A 25,684-nucleotide genomic window follows, 5' to 3' on the forward strand; every position below is an offset into this window, starting at 1 on the left:
CGTTAAGGAAGGAGCATTCGTGCTTACGATCTACAACACGCTCACCAAGAGCAAAGAAGTCTTCAAGCCTCTGGATGGCAACAATGTACGCATGTACGTCTGCGGGATGACCGTGTATGACTACTGCCACATTGGCCATGGCCGCAGCATGGTCGCGTTCGACCTGGTGACCCGCTGGTTGCGGTTCAGCGGTTATAACCTGACCTATGTGCGCAACATCACCGACATCGAAGACAAGATCATCAATCGAGCGAAGGAGAACGGCGAGCCGTTCGACGTGCTGACCGAGCGCATGATTACTGCGATGCACGAGGACGAGGCGCGCCTCAACATCCTCAAGCCGGACATGGAACCGCGGGCCACCGATCATATCGCTGGCATGCAGAGCATGATCCAGACCTTGATCGACAAGGGTTACGCCTACGCACCGGGCAATGGCGACGTGTACTACCGCGTCGCCAAGTTCATGGGCTACGGCAAGCTGTCGCGCAAGAAGATCGAAGACCTGCGCATCGGCGCACGGATCGAAGTCGACGAGTCGAAACAGGACCCGCTGGACTTCGTGCTGTGGAAAGGCGCCAAGCCGGGCGAACCGAGCTGGCCTTCGCCGTGGGGCGACGGTCGTCCGGGCTGGCACATCGAGTGCTCGGTGATGTCGACCTGCTGCCTCGGCGAGACCTTCGACATTCATGGCGGCGGCAGCGACCTCGAGTTCCCGCACCATGAAAACGAAATCGCCCAGAGCGAAGCAGCCACCGGCAAGACCTACGCCAACGCGTGGATGCATTGCGGCATGATTCGCATCAATGGCGAGAAGATGTCCAAGTCCTTGAACAACTTCTTCACCATTCGCGACGTGCTGGAAAAGTACCACCCGGAAGTCGTGCGTTACCTGCTGGTGTCGAGCCACTACCGCAGCGCGATCAACTATTCGGAAGACAACCTCAAGGACGCCAAAGGCGCGCTCGAGCGTTTCTACCATGCGTTGAAAGGCCTGCCGAACGTGGCGCCAGCCGGTGGCGAAGCCTTCGTCGAGCGTTTCACTCAGGTGATGAACGACGACTTCGGCACGCCGGAAGCCTGTGCGGTGCTGTTCGAGATGGTCCGCGAGATCAACCGCCTGCGCGAGAGCGATCTTGATGCTGCGGCCGGTCTGGCGGCACGCTTGAAGGAATTGGCCAGCGTGCTCGGTGTGTTGCAACTCGAAGCCGATGACTTCCTGCAGGCCGGTGCCGAAGGGCGGGTCGATGCGGCTGAGGTCGATGCACTGATCCAGGCTCGTTTGACGGCTCGTGCCAATAAGGACTGGGCCGAATCCGACCGCATCCGCGACCAGCTCACCGCCATGGGCGTGGTGCTGGAAGACGGCAAGGGCGGGACGACCTGGCGATTGGCTGACTGATCGCAGCGTTTGCTACAAAACAAAACCCGCCTTGTGCGGGTTTTTGTTTATGTGCAGGGTGTAAGTATGGGAGTGTTTTGGCAGACGCCATCGCGAGCAGGCTCGCTCCCACACTGGATCTTCGCTATGTTTGAGTTCTGTGTACGACACAAGTCCCCTGTGGGAGCGAGCCTGCTCGCGATGTTCTCAAGCCGAACGCCGCCAGTGCGGTTCACTCGTTACTCAACCTGGCGCAACCGCTTGTACAGGGTATTCCGGCTAACCCCCAACCGCCGTGCCAGGTGCGAAATATTCCCCCCAGCCGCCTGCAATTGCCGATTCAATTCCTCGGCATCATTCAAATCAACCGCTATCGGCTCCGGCGAATCCACTGGCTCCATCTCCAGATCGACAAAAAAATCATCCGGCAAATGCTCCGGCCGTACGGGTTGTTCCTCGGCCATGGCCAGCGCCACCTGCATCACACTGCTGACCTGGCGCAAATTCCCCGGCCACGGATGACGGCTGAACAGCTCCATCACTTCACGGCTCAAGCCAGCCCATTGGCTCGGTTCGCGGTGCTGTTCCCACAGCCGTTTGAACAGCGCTTCTTTATCGCTGCGTTCCCGTAGCGGCGGCAGTTCCAGGGTCAAACCACCGATCCGGTAATACAAATCCTCACGAAACCGCCCCAGCTGAACCTGCTCGCGCAACGAGCGGTTAGTCGCTGAAATGATCCGAATGTCCACCGGGAACAACTCGCTGCTGCCCACCGGTTGCACGCAACGTTCTTGCAACACCCGCAGCAGCCGGGCCTGGGTCGGCAGCGGCATGTCGCCGATTTCATCGAGAAACAGAGTGCCTTTGTCGGCCTTGCGGATCAGCCCGATGCTGCCTTTCTGATTGGCGCCGGTGAACGCGCCTTTTTCGTAGCCAAACAGCTCGGACTCCACCAGTTCGGCGGGGATCGCGGCACAGTTGACGGCAATGAACGGCTGTTTGCTGCGAGAGCTGGCCTGATGCAGGGCTTTGACGAAGACTTCCTTGCCGACTCCGGTTTCGCCGTGGATCAACAGGGGAATGTCCTTTTCCAGCAAGCGTTCGGCCTGGCGCACGGCTTTTTCCACGCGGCTATCGCCAAAATGCAGGGTGTTGAGGCTGATCGCGGCGGCCGCCACCACTGTGGCTTCGGCAAACACTCGGGCTTGAATCGGCGCTAGTTTTGGCCGTTTCAACAGGCATTGAAAACGGTTGCGCCCCGAGGCCTGCAGGGCAAACGGCAGGCCGTCCGGCTGGTTCAGGAGTTCCAGCAAAGAGACTTTGAACAGGCTTTCGACGCTGACCCGCGACAGGCTGATGCCCAGCAGGTTGTCGGCCCGGCGATTGGCCGACAGCACCTGACCGGTTTCATCGAAAATCAGTAGCCCGGCCCATTGGCTGTCGAGGTTGTTCAGCCCGGTGTTGAAGGTCAGCTGGAAATGCTGGCCATGGAACAGGTTGAGGATCAACCGGTTCTCCACGGTCTGGCTCATCATCTTGACCATGCCCAGGGTGTGCGATGGAGGCAGATAGCTGTCGCTGGACACATCCAGCACCGCGATCACTTTGCGCTCGGCATCGAAAATCGGTGCGGCGGAACCGGTCATGAAGCGGTTGGCCTTGAGAAAATGTTCATCATGTTCGATATGCACGGCCTGTTCGCAAGCCAGCGCGGTGCCGATCGCATTGGTCCCGCTGCAACGTTCCATCCAGCTGGCGCCGGCGCTGAAACCGCGGGTCAGGCTCGGCTCGATGAAGCGCTGGGTGCCCCAGGACGTCAGCACTTGGCCCTGATTATCGGCAAGCATGATCAGGCAATTGGAGTTGCTGAGGATGTTCTCGTAATACGGCAGGACTTCCTGATGGGTGGTCTGCACCAGTGAATGCTGGCTCTCCAGCAACTGGGCGATGCCATCGGCCGGCAACTGATCGAACGCCGGCGCGCTCTGATGATCAAGCCCGAACGCGCGGCAGCGAGACCAGGAGTCCTGGATGATGGCGTCGTGGGAGAGCGGCGGGGCGGGTGCGGCCATGGCAGTCGATCTCTGAGCAAGCTTTTATTGTTTTTATGGGTTTTGCAAAACGTTCAACACGCCACAGAGCCTCTTTGGGCCGCCGTGATATCACGCCGAAAACAATACCTGTAGGAGCTGCCGAAGGCTGCGATCTTTTGATCTTCGGCGTTTGCACAGACGCTAAAAGTCAAAAGATCGCAGCCTTCGGCAGCTCCTACGGTGGCCGCGTTCATCACGAGATGAATGCGGCGGGCCGCGCAAAAAGCATCAGTAGAGTGTTGTTCACATTTGTTCATTGTCAATCTTTGAACTGTTCAATTGTTCAGTCGCAGTTGTTCATTTCTGTTCAGCAACGAACGCGGTTTTCCCCTCTTTTTCGTGTTTTTAAAGCCAGATCAACCGCTTGGGATTTCTGGCACGAATGTCGCTGTAGTGCTCAGGTCGCTTGACTCCAATAATAAAAAGGCCGAGCCATGTCACTAATCCTGGAGCACGTCAGCCGTACCGTCGAGGGCCAGACCTGGATCGACGATGCGTGCCTCAACTTCGAACCCGGATCGTTCAACGTTTTGCTCGGTCGCACGCTGTCCGGCAAAACCAGCCTCATGCGCCTGATGGCCGGTCTGGACAAGCCCGACAGCGGCCGCATCCTGATGAATGGCGTCGACGTCACCCAGCGCCCGGTGCGTCTGCGCAATGTGTCGATGGTTTATCAGCAGTTCATCAATTACCCGACCATGACGGTGTTCGAGAACATCGCCTCGCCGCTGCGTCAGTCCGGCGTTTCCAATGAGCTGATCCAGAGCAAAGTGCTGGAAACCGCGAAGATGCTGCGCATCGAGAAATTCCTCCAGCGCCATCCTCTGGAACTCTCCGGCGGCCAACAGCAGCGTACGGCGATGGCCCGCGCGCTGGTCAAGGATGCCGAGCTGATTCTGTTCGACGAGCCGCTGGTCAACCTCGACTACAAGCTGCGCGAAGAGCTGCGCCAGGAAATGCGCGAGCTGTTCAAGGCCCGGCACACCATCGCGATTTACGCCACCACGGAACCCAACGAAGCCCTGGCGCTGGGCGGTACCACCACGATTCTTCACGAAGGTCGGGTGATTCAGAGCGGCAAGTCCTCCGAGGTTTATCACCAGCCGCAAACTGTGCTGGCGGCGGAGTTGTTCTCCGAACCGCCGATCAACCTGATGCCAGGGCGTATCGCCGGCAACGAAGTCAGTTTCGCCAATTTTGTGCATTTCCCGTTGAACGTCGATCTGCGACCGGTGGGCGAGGGCGAGTTCCGTTTCGGCGTGCGCCCCAGCCATATCTCGCTGGTGCCGAGCAACGACGATGACCTCGAACTGGCGGTAACTGTCGAGGTGGCGGAGATCAGCGGTTCGGAAACCTTCCTGCACGTGCGCAATGAGTATTTCCTGCTGGTGCTGCACTTGCCGGGTGTTCACGAATACGACGTCGACGCGCCGATTCGCATCTATATCCCGACCCATAAACTGTTTGTGTTCGATATGCAGGGGCGGCTGGTTCAGGCGCCCGGTCGCCGCATTGCGAGGGTTGCCTGATGGCCGAAATCCGTTTGCAGAGCCTTGCCCACAGCTACACCTCAACGCCGACCGGCCCCGAGGATTACGCGATCCGCGAGATGGACCATGTCTGGGAGCAGGGCGGTGCTTATGCGTTGCTCGGGCCTTCGGGGTGCGGCAAGTCGACCCTGCTCAACATCATTTCCGGGTTGCTCAGCCCGTCCCAGGGCCAAGTGCTGTTCGACAGTAAAGTGGTCAACGAACTGACCCCGGAAAAGCGCAACATCGCCCAGGTTTTCCAGTTTCCGGTGGTCTACGACACCATGACGGTGTTCGATAACCTGGCCTTCCCGTTGCGCAATCAGGGCATGGTTGAAGCGAAAATTTACAGCAAGGTGCATGAAATCGCCGAAGTCCTCGACCTTCAGGCGTTGCTGCACAAGAAGGCGCGCAACCTCACCGCCGATGAAAAACAGAAAGTCTCCATGGGCCGTGGGCTGGTGCGCGATGACGTGTCGGCGATCCTCTTCGATGAACCGCTGACGGTGATCGACCCGCATTTGAAGTGGAAGCTGCGGCGCAAGCTCAAGCAGATCCACGAGCAGTTCAACATCACCATGGTCTATGTCACCCACGATCAGCTCGAAGCCTCGACCTTCGCTGACAAGATCGCGGTGATGTATGGCGGCCAAATCGTGCAGTTCGGTACGCCACGGGAGTTGTTCGAGCGGCCGAGCCACACCTTTGTCGGCTATTTCATCGGCAGCCCGGGGATGAACCTGATCGAGGTCCAGCCACAGGCCGGCGGTGTCGGTTTTGCCGGCACCCACTTGCCGTTGTCCGACGCGATGCAGAAACGAATCGCCGACACCGAATGGAAAGCCCTGAAAGTCGGCATCCGTCCGGAGTTCGTTCATGTGTGGGAAGAACCCTTTGATGACGCGATGCAGGCACAGGTCGTACACGTCGAAGACTTGGGCACCTACAAGATCATGACCCTGAACCTCGACGGCGCGCCGCTGAAAGTACGCCTGGCCGAAGACAAACCGGTGCCCGAAGGCACGGCGTACATCAGTTTTCCGGCGCAATGGCTGATGGTCTACGCCGATGATTACCTGCTGGAGGTCCAGCCATGAACAAGGTGCAGAACAACAAGGCCTGGTGGCTGGTGTTGCCGGTGTTCCTGCTGGTGGCGTTCAGTGCGGTGATCCCGATGATGACCGTGGTCAACTACTCGGTGCAGGACATCTTCGACCAGTCGAGCCGCTACTTCGTTGGCGCCGACTGGTACAGGCAGGTGCTGCTCGACCCACGGTTGCATGACTCGCTGCTGCGCCAGTTCATCTACTCCGGCTGCGTGTTGCTGATCGAAATCCCGTTGGGCATCGCCATCGCCCTGACCATGCCGATCAAGGGCCGCTGGTCGTCGCTGGTGTTGATCATTCTGGCGATTCCGCTGCTGATCCCTTGGAACGTGGTCGGCACCATCTGGCAGATTTTCGGCCGCGCGGACATTGGTCTGCTCGGCGCCAGCCTCAAGGCCATGGGCCTGAACTACAACTATGCATCCAACACCATGGACGCCTGGGTCACGGTGTTGGTGATGGACGTGTGGCACTGGACGTCGCTGGTGGCGCTGTTGTGTTTCTCCGGTTTGCGGGCGATTCCAGACGTGTATTACCAGGCGGCGCGGATTGATCGAGCGTCGGCTTGGGCGGTTTTCCGACACATCCAGTTGCCCAAGCTCAAGAGCGTGCTGCTGATCGCGGTGATGCTGCGGTTCATGGACAGTTTCATGATCTACACCGAGCCGTTCGTGCTGACGGGGGGCGGTCCGGGCAATGCCACGACCTTCTTGAGTCAGACCTTGACCCAAATGGCCGTAGGGCAATTCGACCTTGGCCCGGCGGCGGCTTTCTCGCTGGTGTACTTCCTGATCATCCTGTTGGTGTCGTGGCTGTTCTACACCGCCATGACTCACTCTGACGCCAATCGGTGAGGCCTGCCATGAGCAAGAGAAAGCTGATTCCATTGCTGATCTACATCCTGTTCCTGCTGGTGCCGATCTACTGGCTGCTGAACATGTCCTTCAAGAGCAACACCGAAATCCTCGGAGGTCTGACGCTGTTTCCCCAGGATTTCACTTTCGCCAACTACAAGGTGATCTTCACCGACCCGAGCTGGTACACCGGTTACCTCAACTCGCTGTACTACGTGAGTTTCAACACGCTGATTTCCCTGAGCGTGGCGCTGCCGGCGGCGTATGCGTTTTCGCGCTATCGTTTTCTCGGCGACAAGCACCTGTTCTTCTGGCTGCTGACCAACCGCATGGCGCCGCCAGCGGTGTTTCTGCTGCCGTTCTTTCAGCTGTATTCCTCGATCGGGTTGTTCGATACCCACATCGCGGTGGCGTTGGCGCACTGTCTGTTCAACGTGCCGTTGGCGGTGTGGATTCTTGAGGGCTTCATGTCCGGCGTTCCCAAGGAAATTGACGAAACCGCCTACATTGACGGCTACAGTTTCCCCAAGTTCTTCGTGAAGATCTTCGTCCCGCTGATCGGCTCCGGGATCGGCGTCACGGCGTTTTTCTGCTTCATGTTTTCCTGGGTCGAGCTGCTGCTGGCGCGAACCCTGACCTCGGTGAACGCCAAACCCATCGCGGCGGTGATGACCCGCACGGTCTCGGCGTCCGGCATCGACTGGGGTGTGCTGGCGGCTGCGGGGGTGTTGACCATCCTGCCGGGCATGCTGGTGATCTGGTTTGTTCGCAACCACGTGGCCAAGGGCTTTGCCCTGGGCCGGGTATGAGGAACTGATGATGGAATGGATGAGTTGGACTGGCCCCACGGCGGCGTTCTTCAGCGTCATTGCCTTGATCCTGACGGGCATGACGACCTGGGAATTGCGTTCGCCGAGTATCCCTCGGCGTGGTTTTTTGCCGATTGCCACTACCCGTGGCGATCGGCTGTTTATCGGTCTTCTCGGCAGCGCCTACCTGCATTTGCTGGTAATCGGCGTCACCGACTGGAGCATCTGGGTAGCGTTCGCGTTGTCCCTGGTGTGGCTGTTGGCTGTGATGCGCTGGGGATAGGGTCTGTACGAGAACTCGCCGAGCGGCGATCAGGCAAGGCAAAAACGGGCGAGGTAGCGGAGTTGACTTTGGTCAATGAGCATTCCGAGTCTGTTTTTAACGCGGCATGGTCGACGCGCAGGCAGTTCTCGTACAGAGCCTGCTCCGAAACCTAAACAGGAGGTCTTATGTTCGACAAAAACAATAAGCTGCGACATAGCGTTTCATTGGCAGCCATGCTGGCACTCAGCGGGTTGAGCGCTGCGGCCTGGGCCGATGCCTATGAAGACGCCGCCAAGAAATGGATTGGCAGCGAGTTCAAACCGTCCACCCTGACCGAAGCCCAGCAGCTCGAAGAGCTGAAGTGGTTCATCAAAGCGTCCGAGCCGTTTCGCGGGATGAACATCAAGGTGGTTTCGGAAACCATTGCCACCCACGAATATGAATCCAAGGTGCTGGCCAAGGCTTTCACCGAGATCACCGGGATCAAGCTGACCCACGACTTGCTGCAGGAAGGCGATGTGGTGGAAAAGCTGCAGACCCAGATGCAATCGGACAAGAACATCTATGACGGCTGGGTCAACGACTCGGACCTGATCGGTACGCACTTTCGCTACGGCAAGACCGAATCGATCACCGACCTGATGGCCAACGAAGGCAAGGCCTACACCTCTCCGACGCTGGACATCAAAGACTTTATCGGCATCTCGTTCACCACCGCGCCGGACGGTAAAGTCTATCAACTGCCCGACCAGCAGTTCGCCAACCTCTACTGGTTCCGCGCCGACTGGTTCGAGCGGGCGGACCTGAAAGCGAAATTCAAAGAAAAATACGGTTATGAACTGGGCGTACCGGTGAACTGGTCGGCCTATGAAGACATCGCCAAATTCTTCAGCGAAGACGTCAAGGAAATCGACGGCAAACGCATCTACGGGCACATGGACTACGGCAAGAAAGACCCGTCCCTCGGCTGGCGCTTTACCGATGCCTGGTTCTCCATGGCCGGCGCTGGCGACAAGGGCATTCCCAACGGCTTGCCGGTGGACGAGTGGGGCATCCGTGTCGAAGACTGCCATCCGGTCGGTTCCAGCGTGACCCGCGGCGGCGACACCAACGGCCCGGCGGCGGTCTATGCAACCACCAAGTACGTCGACTGGCTGAAGAAATACGCGCCACCGGAAGCGGCGGGCATGACCTTCTCCGAGTCTGGCCCGGTGCCGTCCCAAGGCAACATCGCTCAGCAGATCTTCTGGTACACCGCGTTTACCGCCGACATGACCAAACCCGGTCTGCCGGTGATGAATGCCGACGGCACGCCGAAATGGCGCATGGCACCCTCGCCGAAAGGTCCGTACTGGGAGGAGGGGATGAAGCTCGGTTATCAGGACGCCGGTTCCTGGACCTTCCTCAAGTCCACGCCTGAAAAGCAAAAACTCGCGGCCTGGCTGTACGCGCAGTTCGTGACGTCGAAAACCGTATCCCTGAAGAAAACCATTGTCGGCCTGACCCCGATCCGCGAATCGGATATCAACTCGCAAGCCATGACCGACCTGGCACCGAAACTTGGTGGTCTGGTGGAGTTCTATCGCAGCCCGGCCCGCGTGCAGTGGACTCCGACCGGGACCAACGTGCCGGACTATCCTCGTTTGGCGCAACTGTGGTGGAGCCACATCGCGGAAGCGGCCAGTGGCGAGAAAACGCCACAACAGGCACTGGACGGTCTGGCCAAGGATCAGGATGCGATCATGACCCGTCTGGAGCGCTCCAAGGTACAACCGACCTGCGGGCCGAAAATGAATCCGGAGCGGGATGCGCAGTACTGGTTCGATCAGCCGGGTGCGCCGAAAGCGAAACTGGCGAACGAGAAGCCTAAAGGCGAAACCGTGAGCTATGCCGAGCTGCTGAAATCGTGGGAGGCGGCGCGTAAGTAAACAGCTGGACTATGAAACGCAAACGGCACCGTAAGGTGCCGTTTTTGTTTGTGCCTGTTCCACCGCCATCGCGAGCAGGCTCGCTCCCACAATTGAACTGCATTCTTTCTGACAGAACGTGACCCCCTGTGGGAGCGAGCCTGCTCGCGATGGCGTCATTGAAAACGCCGCAAACACTTCAGGTCAGCGCCGCCAGTTGTTGAACCGTCTCCGGAAAGCGCTCAACCAGTCGGATCAGTGTTGTCGCCTGAGCATTAGGTTTCGCCCGTCCTTGCTCCCAGTTCTCCAGCGTCCGGGTGTTGGTGCGCAAGTACATCGCAAACACCGGTCGGGAGAGATTCAGTTGCTGGCGGATGCCAACCACTTCCTCTGCCGTAATCGGAGCCAGTTTGGCCAGTTTTACTTTGTGCGTGCGTAGAGTGACCTTACCCTGGCGCTCATCGGCCAAGGCTTCAAACCCCTCTACCAGCTCGGAAAAAATGTCACGTTTCATCGCTCGTTCTCGCTTTGATTTCTCGATAAAGCATTTCTTTAAGCAGTTTTTTCTGTTGTGGCGTCAGATCGTCCTGTTCGTTTTTGCCATACAGGGTAAAGAGCCAGAATTGGTCGAAGCCGGACCACCAGTAATAGATCACCCTCAGTCCACCGCGCTTGCCCTTGTTTCGCCGCTCATCCACCACTCGAATTTTGCGCAGACCTCCGGTGCCTTCGACGACATCTCCCGCTTCCGGGTTTTGCAGCAGTTCCTGCTGGAGCCGATGAAACAGATCATCATCCAGGTAGTCACTTCGATGCTTTTGAAATACGGGTAATTCGATAAAAAGAGCGTCCATGTTCTGTACGTTACCTGCGTATATTTCTATCACAAGAATCGAATAGGTCAAGGCTTCTGTTCCTGCCCAATTCGGTCAAGTCATTACGTTAAAGTCGAAGGCAGGATCGGGATGTAGGACGCGGCTGATTCACCCGCGAGGCGATTCTGGATATCGGGGAGGAGAGGGGGAGAGGCGGACCGGTTAAACCAAAATTGCTAAATCTGTGTACCTGGCCACCAATGGGTCCGCGGTGAGCAGTTTCATTGGCTCTGTCATGGCCGTTGCAACAATGAGCCGATCGAATGGGTCACGGTGGTGATGTTCGAGGTCTTTCACTGCTATGGCGTGTTCTGAGGTCACTGGTAGTTCGATGAAACCGCTTTCGAGGCTGTACTGCCGGATTTCCTCCAGGTCAACGTCTAGCTTTCCTAGTCCAACCTTGATCGCCATCTCCCAGAATGTCGCTGCACTGATGTAAATATCGGCAGCATTCTCAATTAACTTTCTGGCTTTGCCAGATAGTTTGGGGTCATCACTGAGCGTCCAAAGCAAGATATGTGTGTCGAGCAAAACCCTCATTCGTGAGTTCCCTCAAAAGCATCCAGCATTTCGTCGGGAAGCGGCGCGTCAAAGTCGTCAGCGAGAACCAGTTTGCCTTTCATTGCGCCGATACGACGTCCGCAGGGCTTGCCCACGGGGACTAATCGGGCAAGGGCTCGCCCATGTTTGGCAATAGTGATGATCTGCCCGGCTGCCGCGTCATCGACGAGCTTGGACAAATTGTTTTTTGCTTCGGCTAACGGAACGATGATCATAAGTCCTCCTGCATATTCTGGACAAATATAGCCAAAATATTTGGAGGCGGCAAAGGCGAGAGGACGATAGGTCAAACTGTTATGTGTCGAGTGAGCGGTGAATTCAAAACCATTTTCCGACCTCGAAAGAATTTCTAGCTTCATTGGATGCTCCTGATTAGCTCTTCACCCACCTTAGCGCTCAGTAGCAGCTGCCGGATGTCAGCCAATGCTGATGTCTTCGCAGTCCCTTTCCGAGAAAGGGGAGAGCAATCCCCAAACGCAAAAACGGCACCCGAAGGTGCCGTTTTTGTTTGTTACCGAGTATCGCTTAAGCGCTCAACCCGCCAACCCCGACTGCTGAACCAGGTTCAGCAGCGGCTGTGGATACAGGCCGAGGAAGAACGCCAGTACAGCAATCGCCAGCAGCATCACGCCGCCTGCACGTTGTTCCCAGTGCAGCTGGGCATCGTGGCGACGCAGGTTCGGTTCCATCAAGTACAGGGTGACCATCACACGCAGGTAGTAGAAGACGCCGATGGCGCTGCCCAGTACCAGGGAGCCGACCAACCACCATTGGTGTGATTCGACACCGGTAGCGATGATGTAGAACTTGCCGATGAAGCCCGCGGTCAGCGGGATACCGGCCAGGGACAGCATCATCACGGTCAGGACGGCGGTCAGGTACGGACGGCGCCAGAACAGGCCGCGGTATTCGTACAGGGCATCCGCGTCACGGCCGTTGTACGGCGAGGACATCAGGGTGATCACGCCGAACGCGCCGAGGCTGGTGATCACGTAGGTGACCAGGTACACGCCGATGGCTTCCACGGCCAGGCCTTTGCTCGCCACCAGGGCGATCAGCAGGTAGCCGAAGTGGGCGATGGACGAGTAACCCAGCAGACGCTTGAGGTTGCTCTGGGTCAGTGCCAGCAGGTTACCGAACAGGATCGACGCGATGGCGATGATGGTCAGTACGTCGCTCAGCACACCGCTGCTCGCTGCTGGCGAGATCTGGAACAAACGCACCATCACCGCGAACACAGCGACTTTCGACGCGGTGGCCAGGAACGCTGCCACCGGTGCCGGAGCACCTTCGTAAACGTCCGGGGTCCAGAGGTGGAACGGTACCAGCGACAACTTGAACGCCAGGCCGATCAGCATCATGCCCAGGCCCAGTTGAGCCAGAGAGCTTGGCAGACCGGTGGCCGCCAGGGCCTGACCGATGCCGTTGAAGCTCAGGCTGCCAGCGTCGGCGTAGAGCAGGGCCATACCGAACAACAGGAACGCGGAACCGGCGGCCGACAGCACCATGTACTTGATACCGGCTTCCAGCGAGCGCTTGTTGAAGAAGGCGTAAGCCACCAGACCGTAAACCGGTACCGAGAGCAGTTCCAGACCGACGAACAACCCGGCCAGGTGCTGCGCGCTGACCAGTACCAGGCCACCGGCGGCGGCCATCAGGATCAGCAGGTAAAGTTCTTCACGGTTGCCCGGGTAACCCGAACCGCCATCGCCCAGGTAGGCGTGGGCGAGAGTCACACAAGCGAGGGTGGCGACCAGGATCAGTGCCATGTACAAGCAAGCGAAGGTGTCGATCTGCAGCAGTGGAGTCACGGCCAGCGGCGCGACTTTCAGGGCTGGCAGGATCGACAGCAGAGCCAGGTTCAGACCTGCCACCGACAGCAGGAAGGTCTGTGAGTGGTTGCGGCGCCATGCGATCGCCAGCATCACCACGATGATCGTGGCGCTGGTGATCAACAACGGCGCAAGCGCGATAAAGTGTTGAGTCGTGAATTCCATAGCGCTCTTACCGGGCCGAAGCGAGTTGAGTGAAGGCGGTGCCGAGCCACTGCTGCACGCCATGCATCGTCGCGGCAGAGGTATCGAGGAACGGCTGCGGGTACACGCCGATGTAGATCAGCAGCGCCGCAAGTCCAACCACCATGATCAGTTCGCGACCGTCCATGCCATGCAACACCGCGTCCGATTTCGACGGGCCGAAGTAGGCACGGTGGATCATGATCAGCGAGTAGACCGAACCGAACACCAGGCCGGACGTCGCGATCACAGTGATCCATGGGGCGCTGGCGAAGGTACCGATCAGGATCAGGAACTCACCGACAAAGTTACCGGTCGCCGGCAAGCCCAGCGACGCGGCGGCGAAGAACAGGCTCAAAGCCGGCAGGTAGGCAATCTTCGACCACAGGCCACCCATCTCACGCATATCGCGGGTGTGGGTACGCTCGTACAGCTGACCGGAGAGGATAAAGAGTGCCGCGGCCGACAGACCGTGCGCCAGCATCTGCATCACTGCGCCCTGCAGCGCCAGTTGGCTGCCAGAGTAGATGCCGATCAGCACGAAGCCCATGTGGGAAACGGACGAGAAGGCGATCAGACGCTTGATGTCGGTTTGCGCGAAGGCCAGGAACGCACCGTAGAAGATCCCGATCAGACCCAGGGTCATGGCGAACGGCGCGAACTCGGCCGAGGCATTCGGGAACAGCGGCAGGGCGAAACGCAGCAGGCCATACGCAGCAGTCTTCAACAAGATACCGGCCAGGTCCACGGAACCCGCGGTCGGCGCCTGGGCGTGAGCGTCAGGCAACCAGGAGTGGAACGGCACCACTGGCAGCTTGACCGCGAAGGCGATGAAGAAGCCGAGCATCAGAATGTACTCGGTGGTCATCGACATCTTGGTCTTCAACAGATCGGCGTAGTTGAAGGTAATCACGCCGGTGTCGTTGAAGTTGACCAGTACCAGACCCAGGATCGCCACCAACATGATCAGGCCGGAAGCCTGAGTGAAGATGAAGAACTTGGTCGCCGCGTAGATCCGGGTTTTCTTGCCGTCCGAAGAACTGTGACCCCAGAGCGCGATGAGGAAGTACATCGGCACCAGCATCATTTCCCAGAAGAAGAAGAACATGAACAGGTCGAGGGCGAGGAACACACCGACGACACCGCCCAGGATCCACATCAGGTTCAGGTGGAAGAAGCCCACGTGACGCTGGATCTCTTTCCACGAGCAGAGTACCGAGAGGACACCCAGCAGGCCGGTCAGCAGGATCATCAACAGCGACAGGCCGTCGAGGGCCAGATGCACGTTGATGCCGAAACGCTGGATCCAGACGTGTTTGAACTCAATCACCCAGGTCGGATCGGCGCCAGGCGCCGGAGCAAATGAATAGTCACCGTTGGCCCACAGCCAGAGGCCGAGGGAGAGCAGCAGGGACATGGTGATCAGCGCAATCCAGCGGGGGAGGGTAGCGCCGAAGCGCTCACCCATCCAGCACAGCAGGCCGCCGATGAAGGGGATCAGGATTAGCCAAGGCAGAATCATGACGGGCTCGTTTCCTTTCGCAAGTTCGCAAGGTTCATATCAGACCGCTACCAGCACGACGGCGCCGATTACCAGCACGGCACCAGCAGCCATCGAGGCGGCATACCAACGCAATTGACCGGTCTCGGTGCGGCTCAGGGCGGTGTGACCGCCTTTGGCCATACGCGGGATCAGACCGATAGTCTGGTCGAGCGGGTCTTTGCGCAGTACATGGCTGATCGCAAGGTAAGGCTTGACGAACAGTTTGTCGTAGATCCAGTCGAAGCCCCAGGCAGCGAACCACCAGGCCGAAAGGAAGCGGCCGACGCCGCTGTTGGCGACGGCGGTGACGAAGCGACGCTTGCCGAGGAACAGCAGCGCGGCCAGCAGGATACCGGCCAGGGCAATGGCGCCCGAGGCGATTTCCAGACTGTGCTTGGCTTCGCCGCCGGCATGGCCGACGCTTTGGGGCAGTACACCGTGCAGCGGCGGAACGATCATCGCGCCGACGAACGTCGACAGTACGATCAGCACCGACAGTGGCAGCCAGTGAGAGATACCGTGACCGGCATGCGCTTCGGTCTTCGCTTCACCGTGGAACGCGATGAAGATCAGGCGGAAGGTGTACAGCGACGTCATGAAGGCACCGACCAGACCTGCATAAAGCAGACCCTGGTTACCGCTGGCGAACGCTTCCCAGAGGATTTCATCCTTGGAGTAGAAGCCCGCGGTTACCAGAGGCAAGGCCGCCAGGGCCGCGCCGCCGACGATGAAGCTGGCGTAGGCCAGTGGCAGTTTCTTCCACAGGCCGCCCATCTTGAAGATGTTCTGCTCGTGGTGGCAGGCAACGATCACCGCACCGGATGCAAGGAACAACAGCGCCTTGAAGAACGCGTGAGTCATCAGGTGGAAAATCGCGCCGTCCCACGCACCTACGCCCAGGGCCAGGAACATGTAGCCGATCTGGCTCATGGTCGAGTAGGCGAGGATACGTTTGATGTCGGTCTGAACCAGTGCGGCAAAACCTGCCAGCACCAGCGTCACGCCACCGACAACACCCACCAGGTGCAGGATATCCGGCGCCAGGGCGAACAGACCGTGGGTACGGGCGATCAGGTAGACACCGGCGGTCACCATGGTCGCGGCGTGGATCAGTGCCGAAACCGGAGTCGGGCCGGCCATCGCATCCGCCAGCCAGGTTTGCAGCGGCAGTTGCGCGGATTTACCGACAGCGCCGCCCAGCAGCATCAGGGTCGCCAGAACGATCCAGAAGTCACCGGCCTTGAAGTGCTCAGGCGCCTTGACCAGCAGTTCCTGGATGTTCAGCGTGCCCAGCTGTTGGAACAGGATGAACAGGCCGATGGCCATGAACACGTCGCCGACGCGGGTCACGATGAAGGCTTTGAGTGCCGCGTTACCGTTGTTGCGGTTGCTGTAGTAGAAACCGATCAACAGGTACGAGCACAGGCCCACGCCTTCCCAGCCGAAGTACACGAACAGCAGGTTATCGGCCAGGACCAGGAACAGCATGCTGGCGATAAACAGGTTGGTGTAGGCGAAGAAGCGCGAGTAACCGGCTTCACCGCGCATGTACCAGGACGCGAACAGGTGGATCAGGAAGCCCACGCCGACCACCACACCGAGCATGGTCAGTGACAGACCATCCAGGTACAGCGCGAAGTTAGGCGTGAAGCCTTCTACCGCCATCCACTGCCACAACACGTGGGTGTAGTGACCGCCTTCAGGTGGCGCAACGTTGAACTGCCAGATGATGTAAGCAGTGACGATTGCCGACAGGCCAATGGAGCCGACGCCGATCAGCGCCGAAAGGTTTTCCGACCAGCGACCGCGTGAGAACGCCAGCAGCAGGAAACCTATGAGAGGGAATACGAAAGTCAGATAGAGAAGGTTCATCCGCGCATCTCGCTGGCAGCGTCGATATCGAGAGTGTGGAAGCGGCGATACAGCTGCAACAGAATCGCCAGGCCAATACTGGCCTCGGCGGCTGCCAGGCTGATCACCAGGATGAACATGATCTGTCCATCCGGCTGCGCCCAGCGGCTACCGGCAACGATGAACGCCAACGCGGAGGCATTCATCATGACCTCCAGGCTCATCAGCACGAAAAGAATGTTGCGCCGGACCATCAGGCCGACCAGACCGAGGCAGAACAGGATGCCGGCAACCGCCAGACCATGCTCCATAGGGATAGCAGGCATCGTCATTGCTCCTTGGCTTCGTTGCGGCCCAAGTGGAACGCCGTGACGGCTGCGGCGAGCAGCAGCATCGAGGCGAGTTCGACCACCAGCAGATAAGGACCGAACAGGCTGATGCCCACGGCCTTGGCGTCTACGGTGGTGTGGCCGATGGCCTGGCCACTCTGATGGGCGAACAGCACGTACAGCAGTTCAGCCAGCAGCAGGGCGCCGAGTGCGACCGGGCCCAGCCAGATACCGGGCTTGAGCCAGACGCGCTCTTGCTGAACCGAGGCCGGGCCCAGGTTCAGCATCATCACCACGAACACGAACAGCACCATGATGGCGCCAGCGTAGGCGATCACTTCCAGTACACCGGCAAACGGTGCGCCGAGGGCGAAGAACGTCATGGCCACGGCGATCAGCGAAATGATCAGGTAGAGCAGGGCGTGCACGGGGTTGGTGTTGGTGATCACGCGAAGCGTGGACACAACAGCGATACCCGATGCGAAATAGAAAGCGAATTCCATCTTTCTTCCTTAAGGCAGCAAGCTCTTCACGTTGATCGGCTGGGCTTCATTCTGCGCGGAGCCTTTTGGCTTACCGGCAATCGCCATACCTGCAACACGATAGAAGTTGTAATCAGGGTTTTTGCCGGGGCCGGAGATCAACAGATCTTCTTTCTCGTACACCAGGTCCTGACGTTTGAACTCGGCCATCTCGAAATCCGGTGTCAGCTGGATCGCGGTGGTCGGGCAGGCTTCCTCGCAGAGGCCGCAGAAAATGCAGCGCGAGAAGTTGATACGGAAAAACTCCGGGTACCAGCGACCGTCGTCGGTTTCAGCTTTCTGCAGCGAGATGCAACCCACCGGGCACGCCACGGCGCACAGGTTGCAGGCTACACAACGTTCTTCGCCGTCGGGGTCGCGGGTCAGCACGATACGTCCACGGAAGCGCGGCGGCAGGTACACGGCTTCTTCCGGGTACTGCAGCGTGTCGCGCTTGCGGAAGGCGTGGCCGAAGATCATCACCAGGCTGCGAAGCTGGGTGAAGAAGCCATGCACGATGTCAAAAATGTACTTCATGATTCTCTATCCTCACTGAGCCGCGACGGCGGGCGTGTTGAGCAACACGACCGCAGCGGTCACCAGCATGTTGACGAGGGTCAGCGGCAGGCAGAACTTCCAGCTGAAATCCATCACTTGGTCATACCGTGGGCGCGGAATCGAGGCGCGCAGCAGGATGAAGAACATGATGAAGAACGCGGTTTTCAGTGCGAACCAGATGAACGGGATCTGCGGCAGAATGCCGAACGGACCGTGCCAGCCACCGAAGAACAACGTCACCAGCAGCGCCGAAATCAGCACGATGCCGATGTATTCACCGACGAAGAACATGCCCCATTTCATGCCGGCGTATTCAATGTGGTAACCGTCGGCCAGTTCCTGTTCCGCTTCCGGTTGGTCGAACGGGTGACGGTGAGTCACGGCGACGCCAGCGATGAAGAAGGTCAGGAAACCGAAGATTTGCGGAATGACAAACCACAGGTTCTGCGCCTGGTATTCAACGATGTCGCGCATGTTGAACGAGCCGACCTGGATCACGATGCCCATCAGCGACAGGCCCATGAACACTTCGTACGACACGGTTTGTGCCGAGGCCCGCAAGCTGCCCAACAGGGCGAACTTGTTGTTACTCGACCAGCCGGCGAACAGCACCGCGTAGACCGACAGACCCGCCATGGCGAAGAAGAACAGAATGCCGATGTTGATATCCGCCACGCCCCAGGTCGGGGTGATCGGGATGATCGCGAAGGCAATCAGCAGGGCGCTCATGGCCACGACCGGTGCCAAGGTGAAGATCACTTTGTCGGCGAACGGCGGGGTCCAGTCTTCCTTGAAGAACATCTTGATCATGTCGGCCGCAATCTGGAACGCGCCGAACGGGCCGACGCGGTTCGGACCGTAACGGTCCTGCCAGAGGGCGAGCAGACGACGCTCGACCCAGCTCAGCAGCGCGCCGCACACCACCACGGCGAGCAGAATCACGATGGCCTTGAGGACCGCGATGATTACGTCGATCACTTCAGGAGTGAACAAGGTCATAGCGCTGCCTCCTGCAGACCATCAACGGATTTGCCAAAGATCGCGGGCGGAATGCCAGCGATACCGGCCGGCAATGCGACCAGACCGGCACCCAGCTCTTCGTTGATGCGCAGCGGCAGACGCAAGGTCTGGCCGGCTACGTTCAGGCTCAGCAGGGCACCGTCATTGACACCCAGGCGATCGGCTTCGGACTTGGCCAGCGACAGGTAAGCAGCTGGAATGCGTTCTTGCACCGGCGCGGCTTTGGAAGAGTTCTCTTCGCTGCCGAACAGGTGGAAGAACGGCACGACCTGCCAGGTGCCCGGAGCCGGGTTGAACGCGCGCGGAACACTGGCGAACCAGTTCAGCGAATCACCGGTGCTTTCGATCAAGCGAGTGCCCGGGTCGCCAGCGCGGATGTGACCACCGACTTCGTCCTGGAACTTGTTCCAGGCTTGCGGCGAGTTCCAGCCCGGAGACCAGGCGAATGGTACTTGCTGACGCGGTTCGACCGAGCCCGAGTAACCTTCCATGGAGAACGAGAACGCGGTGTCGTTGTCCTGGGAAGTACGCGGTTCATGCACGCTGATGTCGGCGCGCATGGCGGTCCGGCCGCTGTAACGCAGCGGTTCGCGAGCCAGTTTCAGGCCTTTGATACGGAACGCAGCGGACGGTGCGGCATCGACGATGCGCGCCAGTTGCGGTTTGCTCGCAGCAACGGCAGCGGTGACGTGGTCCAGTTGGGTCCAGTCGATCGGCTGGTTCAGCAGGGTCGAACGCAGGGCATGCAGCCAGCGCCAGCCTTCGTGAACCAGAATGCTTGCGTCGAGGTAAGTCGGGTCGAATACCTGGAAGAAACGCTGGGCGCGGCCTTCCTGGCTGACCAGCGTACCGTCGCCTTCCGCGAAGCTGGCGGCTGGCAGAACCAGGTGCGCGCGATCGCTGGTGGCGGTCTTCTGATGGTCCGCCACGATCACCACTTTCGCGGCGTTCAGGGCCGCGTCGACAAGGGCTTTGTCGGTGCGGGTGTACAGATCGTTTTCCAGCACGACGATGGCGTCGGCCTTACCGTCGATCACCGCTTGCAGGGCTGCGTCGACCGAATCACCACCGAGCATGGCCAGGCCGAGGCTGTTGGCCTCTGGCACGATCAGGCTGATGGAACCGTTCTTCTCGCGCAGCTTCAGGGCCTTGGCGATGTTCGCTGCGGCTTCGATCAGCGCCTTGGAACCCAGCGAGGTACCGGCAATGATCAATGGACGCTTGGCAGCGAGCAGGGCGTTGGCGATGCGCTGAGCCAGTTCGAGGGCTTCAGCGTCCAGGCCTTCAACGGCCGGCGCGCTGGCATCGAGGGCGTGAGCCACGGCGAAACCGATGCGGGCCAGGTCGTCGGGAGCTGCGTGAACGCATTCTTCAGCCACGTCGTCGAGCTTGGTTTCAGCCAGGCTGGCGATGAACAGCGGGTTCAGCGCGTTCTGACCGATGTTCTTCACCGCGGCATCGAGCCACGGCTGAACGCGCATGGCGTCGGCCATGTCTTCGGCCTTGCCCTTGACCGATTGACGCAGGGCCAGGGCCATGCGCGCAGCGGTCTGGGTCAGGTCTTCGCCGAGGACGAAAATCGCATCGTGATCTTCGATGTCGCGCATGTTCGGGATCGGCAGCGGGCTGTCTTTGAGCACCTGTACAACCAGACGAATGCGCTCAAGCTCAGCGGCTTCGATACCGGAGTAGAAGTGCTCGGCGCCGACCAGTTCAAGCAACGCGTAGTTGCTTTCGAGGCTGGCGCGTGGCGAACCAATACCGACGATGTTGCGACCGCGCAGCAGATCAGCGGCTTTATCCAGCGCTTCGTCGAGGCCCAGCTTGGCGCCGTTGGCCAGCAGTGGCTGACGCGGGCGGTCTTCGCGGTTGACGTAGCCATAGCCGAAACGGCCACGGTCGCACAGGAAGTACTGGTTCACCGAACCGTTGAAACGGTTTTCGATGCGACGCAGTTCGCCGTAACGCTCGCCCGGGGAAATGTTGCAACCGCTGGAGCAGCCATGGCAGATGCTCGGCGAGAACTGCATGTCCCACTTACGGTTGTAGCGCTCGGAGTGAGTCTTGTCAGTGAACACACCGGTCGGGCAGACCTCGGTGAGGTTGCCGGAGAACTCGCTTTCGAGGGTGCCGTCTTCAACGCGACCGAAGTACACGTTGTCGTGAGCACCGAATACGCCCAGGTCGGTACCGCCGGCGTAGTCCTTATAGAAGCGCACGCAGCGATAGCAAGCGATGCAGCGGTTCATTTCGTGGGAAATGAACGGGCCCAGTTGCTGGTTCTGGTGGGTACGCTTGGTGAAGCGATAGCGGCGCTCGTTGTGGCCGGTCATCACCGTCATGTCTTGCAGGTGGCAGTGACCGCCTTCCTCACAGACCGGGCAGTCGTGAGGGTGGTTGGTCATCAACCATTCAACGACGCTGGCGCGAAACACTTTCGCTTCTTCGTCGTCGATGGAGATCCAGCTGCCGTCGGTGGCGGGGGTCATGCAGGACATGACGATCCGACCACGCTTGTCGTTCTCGTCGGTGTACTGCTTGACCGCGCACTGGCGGCAAGCGCCAACGCTGCCAAGGGCTGGGTGCCAGCAGAAATAAGGGATATCGAGGCCTAGCGACAGACACGCCTGTAACAGGTTGTCTGCCCCATCGACTTCGAGCTCTTTGCCGTCTACGTGGATAGTGGCCATGGTTCAAAGTTCTTCGTTGGCCCGGTGTCAGCGGGCGTGGCTAATGGAATCTTGTTATTCGCGTGAATCAACACAGCCGTTTACGGCGTCATCACACGAGAAGACGAAGGGCACGGACCCTTCGCCTTTTTTAAGCGTTTACGCGCCGACTACGATCGGCTTTGCCAGAGGCGGGACGACGGCGCTGGTGGGCGCGATGCCGGCTTCGAACTCTGGACGGAAGTATTTGATGGCGCTGCCCAACGGCTCCACGGCACCCGGTGCGTGAGCACAGAAGGTCTTGCCCGGGCCGAGGAAACCGACCAGACCCAGCAGGGTCTCGATATCGCCGGCTTGCCCTTCACCATTCTCGATCGCGCGCAGCAGCTTGACGCTCCACGGCAGACCGTCACGGCACGGGGTGCAGAAGCCACAGGATTCGCGGGAGAAGAACTCTTCCATATTGCGCAGCAAGGACACCATGTTGACGCTGTCGTCCACCGCCATGGCCAGGCCGGTACCCATACGGGTGCCCACTTTGGCGATGCCGCCGGCATACATTTGTGCGTCCAGGTGTTCCGGCAACAGGAAACCGGTACCGGCGCCGCCTGGCTGCCAGCACTTGAGCTTGCAACCGTCGCGCATGCCGCCGGCGTAGTCTTCGAACAACTCGCGACCGGTGACGCCGAACGGCAACTCCCACAGGCCAGGGTTCTTGACCTTGCCGGAGAAGCCCATGAGCTTGGTGCCCATGTCTTCGCTGCCTTCGCGGGCCAACGATTTGTACCAGTCCACGCCGTCGGCAATGATCGCCGGTACGTTGCACAGGGTTTCAACGTTGTTCACGCAAGTCGGCTTGCCCCACACGCCCACGGCGGCAGGGAAGGGCGGCTTGGAGCGCGGGTTGGCGCGGCGGCCTTCGAGGGAGTTGATCAGTGCGGTTTCTTCACCGCAGATATAACGCCCGGCACCGGTGTGCACGAACAGCTCGAAATCGAAGCCGCTGCCCAGGATGTTTTTACCCAGCAGGCCTGCTGCCTTGGCTTCTTCCACGGCACGGTTCAGGTGCTTGGCGGCGGTGGTGTATTCGCCACGCAGGAAGATGTAGCCACGATAGGTTTTCAGCGCGCGAGCACTGATCAGCATGCCTTCGATCAGCAGATGGGGCAGTTGCTCCATCAGCATGCGGTCTTTCCAGGTGTTCGGCTCCATCTCATCCGCGTTGCACAGCAGGTAACGGATGTTGATGGATTCGTCCTTGGGCATCAGGCCCCACTTCACGCCCGTGGGGAAGCCTGCACCGCCGCGGCCCTTGAGGCCGGAGTCTTTCACGGTCTGGACGATGTCGTTCTGGGCCATGTCGGCGAAGGCCTTGCGCGCAGCGGCGTAACCGTTCTTGGCCTGGTATTCGTCGAGCCATACGGCTTCGCCGTCGTCACGCAGACGCCAGGTGAGCGGGTGAGTCTCGGCCGAACGCTTGATGCGGTTGGCTGGACCAAAGGAAGTCAGGGTCATACGTAGCCCTCGAGCAATTTGGCAACGCCGGCAGGCTGCACATCACCGAACGTGTCGTCGTCGATCATCAGCGCCGGCGCCTTGTCACAGTTGCCGAGGCAGCAGACCGGCAGCAGGGTGAAACGACCGTCGACGGTGGTCTGACCCAGGCCGATGCCCAGCTTGCTCTGGATTTCGCTGACCACCGACTCGTGGCCACCGATGTAGCAGACCATGCTGTCGCAGACGCGAATGATGTGACGGCCCACGGGCTGACGGAAGATCTGGCTGTAGAACGTCGCCACCCCTTCAACGTCGCTGGCCGGAATGCCGAGGATCTCGCCGATGGCGTAGAGCGCGCCGTCAGGCACCCAGCCACGTTCCTTCTGAACGATCTTCAGGGCTTCGATCGACGCCGCGCGCGGGTCTTCGTAGTGATGCAACTCGTGCTCGATGGCCGAGCGCTCGGTTTCGCTCAGGGCGAAACGGTCTGTCTGGATAAGCGGGCTGTTCATGCTTAGCGGTCCACGTCGGCCATAACGAAATCGATACTACCCAGGTACGCGATCAAGTCCGCGACCATGCTGCCTTTGATCACCGAAGGGATCTGCTGCAGGTGCGGGAAGCTTGGGGTACGAATCCGGGTGCGGTAGCTCATGGTGCCGCCATCGCTCGTCAGGTAATAACTGTTGATGCCCTTGGTCGCTTCGATCATCTGGAAGGATTCGTTGGCCGGCATGACCGGGCCCCACGAAACTTGCAGGAAGTGCGTGATCAGGGTCTCGATGTGCTGCAGCGTGCGCTCTTTGGGCGGCGGCGTGGTCAGCGGATGATCCGCCTTGTACGGGCCTTCCGGCATGTTGCGCATGCACTGCTCGATGATCTTGATGCTCTGGCGCATTTCTTCGACGCGAACGATGCAACGGTCGTAGGCATCGCCATTGGCCGCCAGCGGGACTTCGAATTCGAAGTTCTCGTAGCCGGAGTACGGGCGTGCCTTACGCAGGTCGAAATCGCAACCGGTGGCGCGCAGGCCGGAACCGGTAACACCCCATTCCAGGGCCTCTTTGGTGTTGTAGTCGGCGACACCGATGGTGCGGCCACGCAGGATGCTGTTGTCCAGGGCGGCTTTCTGGTATTCGTCCAGACGCTTTGGCATCCACTCGACGAAGTCCTTGACCAGTTTTTCCCAGCCGCGCGGCAGGTCGTGGGCGACACCACCGATGCGGTACCAGGCCGGGTGCAGACGGAAACCGGTGATGGCTTCGATCACCGTGTACGCCTTCTGGCGGTCGGTGAAGGTGAAGAACACCGGGGTCATGGCGCCGACGTCCTGGATGTAAGTCCCCAGGAACAGCAGGTGGCTGGTGATCCGGAAGAACTCGGCCATCATGATGCGGATGACGTCGACCTTCTCGGGCACCTTGATGCCGGCCAGCTTCTCGACCGAGAGCACGTACGGCAGGTTGTTCATCACGCCGCCGAGGTAGTCGATACGGTCGGTGTACGGAATGAAGCTGTGCCAGGACTGACGCTCGGCCATCTTCTCGGCACCACGGTGGTGGTAACCGACGTCCGGCACGCAGTCGACGATCTCTTCGCCGTCCAGCTGCAGGATGATACGGAAAGCACCGTGCGCCGAAGGGTGGTTCGGACCCAGGTTGAGGAACATGTAGTCCTCGTTCGGCCCGGAACGCTTCATGCCCCAGTCTTCAGGCTTGAAGCGCGCGGCTTCTTCCTCAAGCTGTTGCTTGGCCAGGGTCAGGCTGAACGGGTCGAACTCGGTGGCACGGGCCGGGAAGTCCTTGCGCAGCGGGTGACCTTCCCAGGTCGGCGGCATCATGATGCGGGTCAGGTGCGGGTGACCGGCAAAGTTGATGCCGTACATGTCCCACACTTCACGCTCGTACCAGTTGGCGTTCGGCCAAAGACCGGTAACGGTCGGCACGCTGAGGTCGCTCTCGGACAAGGCGACCTTGATCATTACGTCACTATTACGTTCGATCGACATCAAGTGATAGAACACAGTGAAGTCGGCGCCGCTTGGCAGCCCTTGACGCTTGGTGCGCAGACGTTCGTCCACGCCGTGCAGGTCATAGAGCATGACGTACGGCTTGGGCAGGTTGCGCAGGAAGGTCAGGACTTCGACGAGTTTGGCGCGGGCAACCCAAAGCACCGGCATGCCGGTGCGGGTTGGCTGGGCGGTGAACGCCTCCGGGCCAAAACGATTGTTCAGTTCGACGACCACATCCTGGTCGTCTGCCTTATAAGGCGGGATGTACAGAGCACTGCCTGTAGTCATGG

At 59.6% G+C, this 25,684-nt stretch carries 23 protein-coding genes; 7 read left to right on the plus strand and 16 right to left on the minus strand.

Features of this window, described 5'->3' with window-relative positions; translation table 11 throughout:
- Nucleotides 1-19 precede the first annotated feature (19 nt).
- Nucleotides 20-1,402 carry a cysteine--tRNA ligase gene (cysS, locus tag BK662_RS12505; RefSeq protein WP_008014309.1) on the plus strand — a complete coding sequence of 461 codons (1,383 nt, stop codon included), beginning with the start codon at nucleotides 20-22 and terminating at the stop codon, nucleotides 1,400-1,402.
- A 218-nt stretch (nucleotides 1,403-1,620) separates the two neighbouring features.
- Here cysS and BK662_RS12510 read toward each other — a convergent pair whose 3' ends face one another.
- The gene (locus tag BK662_RS12510) at nucleotides 1,621-3,453 is read right to left on the minus strand and encodes a sigma-54-dependent Fis family transcriptional regulator (protein WP_123358319.1); all 1,833 of its coding nucleotides are present in this window, start codon (nucleotides 3,451-3,453) and stop codon (nucleotides 1,621-1,623) included.
- A gap of 455 nt (nucleotides 3,454-3,908) precedes the next feature.
- On the opposite strand from BK662_RS12510, the gene BK662_RS12520 reads away from it, so the two are divergent.
- The 6 genes from BK662_RS12520 (at nucleotide 3,909) to BK662_RS12550 (ending at nucleotide 9,965) form a co-directional block, all read left to right on the plus strand.
- The gene (locus BK662_RS12520) at nucleotides 3,909-5,003 is read left to right on the plus strand and encodes an ABC transporter ATP-binding protein (protein ID WP_123358321.1); all 1,095 of its coding nucleotides are present in this window, start codon (nucleotides 3,909-3,911) and stop codon (nucleotides 5,001-5,003) included.
- A complete protein-coding gene (locus BK662_RS12525) occupies nucleotides 5,003-6,100 on the plus strand; it encodes an ABC transporter ATP-binding protein (RefSeq protein ID WP_123358322.1) in 1,098 nt (365 codons plus the stop codon). Before BK662_RS12520 ends, BK662_RS12525 begins: the two co-directional genes overlap by 1 nt.
- Complete coding sequence (locus BK662_RS12530) at nucleotides 6,097-6,963, plus strand: carbohydrate ABC transporter permease (protein ID WP_123358323.1); 867 nt, start codon at nucleotides 6,097-6,099, stop codon at nucleotides 6,961-6,963. Before BK662_RS12525 ends, BK662_RS12530 begins: the two co-directional genes overlap by 4 nt.
- Before the next feature lie 8 nt (nucleotides 6,964-6,971).
- Complete coding sequence (locus BK662_RS12535; protein ID WP_123358324.1) at nucleotides 6,972-7,772, plus strand: carbohydrate ABC transporter permease; 801 nt, start codon at nucleotides 6,972-6,974, stop codon at nucleotides 7,770-7,772.
- A 10-nt stretch (nucleotides 7,773-7,782) separates the two neighbouring features.
- Nucleotides 7,783-8,055 (plus strand): DUF2160 domain-containing protein, encoded by a 273-nt coding sequence (locus BK662_RS12540; protein ID WP_032830117.1) that lies wholly within the window; start codon nucleotides 7,783-7,785, stop codon nucleotides 8,053-8,055.
- Between the two features lie 167 nt (nucleotides 8,056-8,222).
- Nucleotides 8,223-9,965: an ABC transporter substrate-binding protein gene (locus BK662_RS12550; protein WP_123358326.1), complete on the plus strand. Its 1,743-nt coding sequence runs from the start codon at nucleotides 8,223-8,225 to the stop codon at nucleotides 9,963-9,965.
- A gap of 178 nt (nucleotides 9,966-10,143) precedes the next feature.
- Here BK662_RS12550 and BK662_RS12555 read toward each other — a convergent pair whose 3' ends face one another.
- The 15 genes from BK662_RS12555 to nuoC all read right to left on the minus strand — a co-directional run bounded on the left by BK662_RS12555 (nucleotide 10,144) and on the right by nuoC (nucleotide 25,682).
- Nucleotides 10,144-10,458: a helix-turn-helix domain-containing protein gene (locus BK662_RS12555; protein ID WP_030130910.1), complete on the minus strand. Its 315-nt coding sequence runs from the start codon at nucleotides 10,456-10,458 to the stop codon at nucleotides 10,144-10,146.
- Nucleotides 10,448-10,798 (minus strand): type II toxin-antitoxin system RelE/ParE family toxin, encoded by a 351-nt coding sequence (locus BK662_RS12560; RefSeq protein WP_123358327.1) that lies wholly within the window; start codon nucleotides 10,796-10,798, stop codon nucleotides 10,448-10,450. The genes BK662_RS12555 and BK662_RS12560 overlap by 11 nt, the downstream gene beginning before the upstream one ends.
- 183 nt (nucleotides 10,799-10,981) lie before the next feature.
- Nucleotides 10,982-11,359 carry a type II toxin-antitoxin system VapC family toxin gene (locus BK662_RS12565; RefSeq protein ID WP_123358328.1) on the minus strand — a complete coding sequence of 126 codons (378 nt, stop codon included), beginning with the start codon at nucleotides 11,357-11,359 and terminating at the stop codon, nucleotides 10,982-10,984.
- Nucleotides 11,356-11,739, minus strand: a complete 384-nt coding sequence (locus BK662_RS35255; protein WP_259695906.1) for a type II toxin-antitoxin system Phd/YefM family antitoxin — start codon at nucleotides 11,737-11,739, stop codon at nucleotides 11,356-11,358. The genes BK662_RS12565 and BK662_RS35255 overlap by 4 nt, the downstream gene beginning before the upstream one ends.
- A gap of 174 nt (nucleotides 11,740-11,913) precedes the next feature.
- On the minus strand, nucleotides 11,914-13,377 hold the full coding sequence (gene nuoN / locus BK662_RS12575; RefSeq protein WP_008014910.1) for an NADH-quinone oxidoreductase subunit NuoN: 1,464 nt from the start codon (nucleotides 13,375-13,377) through the stop codon (nucleotides 11,914-11,916).
- 7 nt (nucleotides 13,378-13,384) lie between these two features.
- Nucleotides 13,385-14,917, minus strand: a complete 1,533-nt coding sequence (gene nuoM, locus BK662_RS12580) for an NADH-quinone oxidoreductase subunit M (protein ID WP_123358329.1) — start codon at nucleotides 14,915-14,917, stop codon at nucleotides 13,385-13,387.
- Nucleotides 14,918-14,956: 39 nt separating this feature from the next.
- Nucleotides 14,957-16,810, minus strand: coding sequence for an NADH-quinone oxidoreductase subunit L (nuoL, locus tag BK662_RS12585; RefSeq protein WP_123358330.1), 1,854 nt, complete (start codon nucleotides 16,808-16,810; stop codon nucleotides 14,957-14,959).
- Nucleotides 16,807-17,115, minus strand: coding sequence for an NADH-quinone oxidoreductase subunit NuoK (gene nuoK, locus BK662_RS12590; protein ID WP_007946416.1), 309 nt, complete (start codon nucleotides 17,113-17,115; stop codon nucleotides 16,807-16,809). The genes nuoL and nuoK overlap by 4 nt, the downstream gene beginning before the upstream one ends.
- Nucleotides 17,116-17,117: 2 nt before the next feature.
- On the minus strand, nucleotides 17,118-17,621 hold the full coding sequence (gene nuoJ / locus BK662_RS12595; protein ID WP_008014904.1) for an NADH-quinone oxidoreductase subunit J: 504 nt from the start codon (nucleotides 17,619-17,621) through the stop codon (nucleotides 17,118-17,120).
- A 9-nt stretch (nucleotides 17,622-17,630) separates the two neighbouring features.
- The gene (gene nuoI, locus BK662_RS12600) at nucleotides 17,631-18,176 is read right to left on the minus strand and encodes an NADH-quinone oxidoreductase subunit NuoI (protein ID WP_198044941.1); all 546 of its coding nucleotides are present in this window, start codon (nucleotides 18,174-18,176) and stop codon (nucleotides 17,631-17,633) included.
- Nucleotides 18,177-18,188: 12 nt separating this feature from the next.
- Nucleotides 18,189-19,196, minus strand: a complete 1,008-nt coding sequence (gene nuoH, locus BK662_RS12605; RefSeq protein ID WP_007905066.1) for an NADH-quinone oxidoreductase subunit NuoH — start codon at nucleotides 19,194-19,196, stop codon at nucleotides 18,189-18,191.
- The gene (nuoG, locus tag BK662_RS12610) at nucleotides 19,193-21,907 is read right to left on the minus strand and encodes an NADH-quinone oxidoreductase subunit NuoG (protein WP_123358331.1); all 2,715 of its coding nucleotides are present in this window, start codon (nucleotides 21,905-21,907) and stop codon (nucleotides 19,193-19,195) included. The genes nuoH and nuoG overlap by 4 nt, the downstream gene beginning before the upstream one ends.
- Before the next feature lie 138 nt (nucleotides 21,908-22,045).
- Nucleotides 22,046-23,401: an NADH-quinone oxidoreductase subunit NuoF gene (gene nuoF, locus BK662_RS12615; protein ID WP_123358332.1), complete on the minus strand. Its 1,356-nt coding sequence runs from the start codon at nucleotides 23,399-23,401 to the stop codon at nucleotides 22,046-22,048.
- Nucleotides 23,398-23,895 (minus strand): NADH-quinone oxidoreductase subunit NuoE, encoded by a 498-nt coding sequence (gene nuoE / locus BK662_RS12620; RefSeq protein ID WP_030130919.1) that lies wholly within the window; start codon nucleotides 23,893-23,895, stop codon nucleotides 23,398-23,400. Before nuoE ends, nuoF begins: the two co-directional genes overlap by 4 nt.
- 2 nt (nucleotides 23,896-23,897) lie before the next feature.
- Nucleotides 23,898-25,682 carry an NADH-quinone oxidoreductase subunit C/D gene (nuoC, locus tag BK662_RS12625; RefSeq protein WP_095053166.1) on the minus strand — a complete coding sequence of 595 codons (1,785 nt, stop codon included), beginning with the start codon at nucleotides 25,680-25,682 and terminating at the stop codon, nucleotides 23,898-23,900.
- Nucleotides 25,683-25,684 lie beyond the last annotated feature (2 nt).

This window comes from Pseudomonas frederiksbergensis, assembly GCF_003732275.1.
GTDB lineage: Bacteria > Pseudomonadota > Gammaproteobacteria > Pseudomonadales > Pseudomonadaceae > Aquipseudomonas > Aquipseudomonas frederiksbergensis_H.